Source organism: Martelella sp., from assembly GCF_984369615.1.
Map to the genome: position 1 here is coordinate 1 of NZ_CFHTCS010000375.1, position 4,074 is coordinate 4,074.

The 4,074-nt window shown below is 63.2% G+C and carries 8 protein-coding genes; 1 reads left to right on the forward strand and 7 read right to left on the reverse strand.

Translation table 11 applies throughout. The features are described from left to right. The 4 genes from AC5DC2_RS20480 to AC5DC2_RS20495 form a co-directional block, all read right to left on the reverse strand. Positions 1–280: phosphoribosylformylglycinamidine synthase subunit PurQ (locus AC5DC2_RS20480; protein WP_491699820.1), on the reverse strand; the 280-nt coding region annotated here is incomplete at its 3' end. A 23-nt stretch (positions 281–303) separates the two neighbouring features. After that, positions 304–552, reverse strand: a complete 249-nt coding sequence (gene purS, locus AC5DC2_RS20485; RefSeq protein WP_024707875.1) for a phosphoribosylformylglycinamidine synthase subunit PurS — start codon at positions 550–552, stop codon at positions 304–306. Positions 553–571: 19 nt separating this feature from the next. Beyond that, positions 572–1,321, reverse strand: a complete 750-nt coding sequence (locus AC5DC2_RS20490; RefSeq protein ID WP_024707874.1) for a phosphoribosylaminoimidazolesuccinocarboxamide synthase — start codon at positions 1,319–1,321, stop codon at positions 572–574. Continuing rightward, complete coding sequence (locus AC5DC2_RS20495) at positions 1,318–1,551, reverse strand: hypothetical protein (RefSeq protein ID WP_152534512.1); 234 nt, start codon at positions 1,549–1,551, stop codon at positions 1,318–1,320. Before AC5DC2_RS20495 ends, AC5DC2_RS20490 begins: the two co-directional genes overlap by 4 nt. A 52-nt stretch (positions 1,552–1,603) precedes the next feature. Between AC5DC2_RS20495 and AC5DC2_RS20500 the strand changes: the two genes are divergently transcribed. Beyond that, positions 1,604–1,924 carry a DUF1476 domain-containing protein gene (locus tag AC5DC2_RS20500; RefSeq protein WP_491699821.1) on the forward strand — a complete coding sequence of 107 codons (321 nt, stop codon included), beginning with the start codon at positions 1,604–1,606 and terminating at the stop codon, positions 1,922–1,924. A gap of 3 nt (positions 1,925–1,927) precedes the next feature. On the opposite strand, the gene AC5DC2_RS20505 is transcribed toward AC5DC2_RS20500, so the two are convergent. The 3 genes from AC5DC2_RS20505 to AC5DC2_RS20515 form a co-directional block, all read right to left on the reverse strand. Then, positions 1,928–3,145 (reverse strand): molybdopterin molybdotransferase MoeA, encoded by a 1,218-nt coding sequence (locus AC5DC2_RS20505; RefSeq protein ID WP_491699822.1) that lies wholly within the window; start codon positions 3,143–3,145, stop codon positions 1,928–1,930. Positions 3,146–3,148: 3 nt separating this feature from the next. Further along, positions 3,149–3,643, reverse strand: a complete 495-nt coding sequence (moaC, locus tag AC5DC2_RS20510; protein WP_024707871.1) for a cyclic pyranopterin monophosphate synthase MoaC — start codon at positions 3,641–3,643, stop codon at positions 3,149–3,151. Then, the coding region (locus AC5DC2_RS20515; protein ID WP_491699823.1) for an indole-3-glycerol phosphate synthase TrpC at positions 3,640–4,074 on the reverse strand (435 nt) is incomplete at its 5' end. The genes AC5DC2_RS20515 and moaC, both read right to left, overlap by 4 nt.

Below are 4,074 nucleotides of genomic sequence, written 5' to 3' on the forward strand. Positions count from 1 at the left end.
CGGGGCTGTCGTGCCATACATGCCGGGGCCCCATGACGCGCACGCCGGCGCGGGCCTTTTCCGCGACCGCGCGCATGACCGGCATGCGGGCTGCGATCGCCCCGCAGCGCAGATAGTCGCCATAGGAAAAGCCGCCGGGAATGATGATCAGGTCGGCTTCCGGCAGTTCGGTCTCGGTCTGCCAGACGGTCACCGGGTCATGGCCGGATATGGTGCGGATCGCGGCGAACATGTCGCGATCGCGGTTGAGGCCGGGAAGCTGGATCAATGCGGTTTTCATGGCGTTCGTTCTCTTGCTTTCGCTCAGGCCTGGGTCAGCTCGATCGCGTAGTTCTCGATCACCATATTGGCCAGAAGCTTCTCGCACATGGCGGCGACATCGGCCTCGGCCTTGGCGCGGTCGTCGGTGTCAAGCGCAAGGTCGAAGACCTTGCCCTGGCGCGCGGCGGACAGGCCGTCAAATCCAAGACCGTGCAGGGCGCCCTCGATCGCCTTTCCCTGCGGATCGAGAACGCCGTTCTTCAAGGTAACGATGACGCGTGCATTGATCACTGGTTCAATCCTCAATCTGCTATTTGACAAGCACCGGGCCGGCGGCGCGGGCGGGTTCGTTCTCGTTCATGATGCCCAGCCGGCGGGCAATTTCGGAGTGGGCATTGCCGGCAGCCTCGCCGCGCGCGTCGAGGTCCATCCGACGGCGCGTCTGCAGGTCGATGAGACGGCAGGAATCCGGAGAGATCTCGTCCGCCAGGATGATGCGCATCATGTCGCCCTCGAACAGGCGGCCGCATTCGATCTTGAAATCGACAAGCTGCATGCCGGCGCCTAGAAACAGGCCGGACAGAAAATCGTTGATGCGGATCGCAAGCGCCACCATGTCGTCGAGCTCCGGCGGGACGGCCCAGCCGAAGGCGGTAATGTGCTCTTCTGTCACCAGCGGGTTGTCGAGTTCGTCCGATTTCAGCGAGAACTCGACGATAGAGCGGGGCAGGGGCGTGCCCTCCTCGATGCCGAGCCGGCGCGAAAGCGACCCGGCCGCGATATTGCGGACGGTCAGGATAAGCGGAATCATCTCCACCTCGCGCACGAGCTGCTCGCGCATGTTGAGGCGGCGGATGAAATGGGTGGGAATGCCGATCGCGTTCAAGTGGCTGAAGACATATTCGGAGATGCGGTTGTTGAGCACGCCCTTGCCGTCTATGACCTCACCGGTGATGCCCGGCTCGGCATCGTCCTTGAAGAACTGGATCAGCGTTCCGGGCTCGGGGCCTTCATAGAGTATCTTGCCCTTGCCTTCAAAAACCCGGCGGCGACGATTCATTTTTTGTCTCGTATCGTTGGCGTGGCTTTGGCCCACGCGTTATTTCTGTCTCTCTCGCTGGAATAGCGAAGTCGTGCGGCTTTCTCAATCAAAACCAAGCGTTTTTCAAGGCATTTGCTTCCAAGGGTTGGGGGAGCGGCATCCTCGGAGCGGATTTCATCTTGGATTTTAAACGATCTTATTAAAATAGTTAAATCTGACTGCTTTTCAAATGTCAGTTTTGAAGCCATTCTCATCTCCAGAGGAAACGGGCCGCCACGGTGCGGCAAGAAGGAGGTGGACATGTCCGGATCGATATTCACCGATCGCGAGCGTGCCTTCGAGGCAGCCTATGTGCAGCAGGAAGCCGCGCGCTTTCGCGTGATCGCGCGGCGCAACCGGATGCTTGCCGCCTGGGCGGCGGACCTTCTCGGGCGCGATGATCTCGAAATCTACGCAAGCGAAGTGATCGCGGCTGATTTCACCCATGCCGGCCATGACGACGTGTTGAAGAAGCTGATGCGCGACTTCGCCGAGGCGGGCGTCAATATTGACGAGGAGACCGTGCGGACGAAGATGCAGGCCTTGCTGCAGGCTGCCAGCCGGCAGAGCGAGCAGATCTGAGTCTCAGAGGAGATCCCCGCCAAGCAGCATCACCTCAAGCGGGGCGCCGGGCCGCACCGCATCGTCTGCGGGCGGGCGGATGATCAGGCAATCGGCGTCGGCCAGGGTGGCGATCAGCGACGAATCCTGACTCTCGCAGGCAGCGACCCGTTTCTCGCCCCGATCGGTGAAACGGGCGCGCATATAGTGGCGACGCGGCCCGTTGGGTCCGATCGCCTCCGCGGCGAAGGCCCGGCGAAGGCGATTGCGGGCGGGAAGCGCAGCGAGGCGACGGATGAGCGGTTCGGCGAAGATCAGCGCGCAGACATAGGCCGAGACGGGATTGCCAGGCAGGCCGAGCACCTTCATGTCGCCGAGATTGCCGACCATGAGCGGTTTGCCCGGCCGCATGGCAATCTTCCAGAAATCGAGCGACATGCCCAAAGACTGCAAGGTCGGGCCGACGAGATCCCGATCGCCGACGGACGCACCGCCGATGGTGATCAGGACATCTGCGCCCCATTGGCGCGCGCGCTCGACCGCGGCCTCGATCGCGGCCACGTTATCACGGGCGATGCCGAGGTCGCGGGTCTCGCCGCCGTTTTCACGGGCAAGCGATTGCAGCGCGATCCCTGCCGAAGCTGAAATCTGGCCCGGGCCGGGCATTTCTCCCGGCGGCACAAGCTCGTCCCCGGTGGCCAGCACGGCGATTTTCGGACGGCGGTGGACGGGCAGCGTCCCGTGGCCGCCGGCGGCGGCGAGAGAGAGGCTGCGCGCGTCAAGCAGGCGGCCTCCAGCAAGCAGAACCTGTCCTTCGCGAAAATCCTGCCCGGCGGCGCGGATATTGGCGTTTTTCGCCACGGGCTCCGTGATGCGGATACGGTCGCCCATGACCTCCGTATTCTCCTGGATCACCACACTGTCGGCGCCGGGCGGCAGCGGCGCGCCGGTGAAAATCCGGATCGCGGTTGCGGGGGCGACGGATATCTCCGGCGTCTCGCCGGCGGCAACCGTGCCGATCACCGAGAGCGTCGCGCCGGCTGTGGCGTCGTCGGACCTGACCGCGTAGCCGTCCATGGCCGAGGCGCTGAAGGGCGGCTGGGTGATGCGCGAGAGCAGATCTTCGGCCAGCACCCGACCGTCGGCCTCGACCAGATCGCAGGTTTCTCTATCCGGGATCGGCAATACGCCGTCCAGCAGGATAGCGAGCGCCTCGTCAACGGGCAGAAGCGAGCCGGCCATGATCTATGCCTCCGATCGTTTGTAGTCGCCGCTCGCGCCGCCGGACTTCTCCACGAGGCGGATCGCGCCGATTTCCATCTCCCGGTCGGCCGCCTTTGCCATGTCGTAGATCGTCAGGCAGGCAACTGAAACGGCCGTCAGCGCCTCCATCTCGACGCCGGTCTTTCCGGTAAGCCGGGTCGTGGCCGTAACGCGCAGGCCGGGCAGGGCGGTATCGGCTACGATATCGACCGCGATCCTGGTGAGCATCAGCGGGTGGCAGAGCGGAATGAGGTTGGCGGTCTGCTTGGCGCCCATGATCCCGGCAAGGCGCGCGGTGGCGATCACGTCACCCTTCTTCGCATTGCCGTTTTCGATCAGCGCGAGCGTCTCGGGCTTCATGCGCACGAAACCTTCTGCCGTGGCCGTCCGCACTGTCTCGTCCTTGCCGCCGACATCGACCATATTGGCCGAGCCGTCGGCCGCGATATGGGTCAGGTTTGTGGGCCTGCCGCTCATCGCGCCGGAAGCTCCGCGCCAGTGCCGGTCAGAAGCGCGCGCGTGGCACCGATAATATCGTCCTGTCGCATCAGACTTTCGCCCACGAGGAAGGTGGTGATGCCGCTCTTTTTCAGACGCAGACAATCGTCATGGACGAAGATGCCGCTTTCTCCGACGAGCAGCCGGTCGTCCGGCACCATCTTGACGAGGCGTTCGCTGGTCTCGAGCGTAACCTCAAAATTCCTGAGATTACGGTTATTTATACCGATCATCTGAGAGGAAAGCTTAAGCGCACGCGCGCATTCTTCCTCGTTATGGACCTCAAGCAGCGCATCCATGCCGAGTTCGAAGGCGGTCTCTTCCAGCGCGCGCGCCTCGTCATCGGAAAGGCTTGCCATGATGATCAGGATGCAATCGGCGCCCCAGGCACGGGCCTCGTGCACCTGATA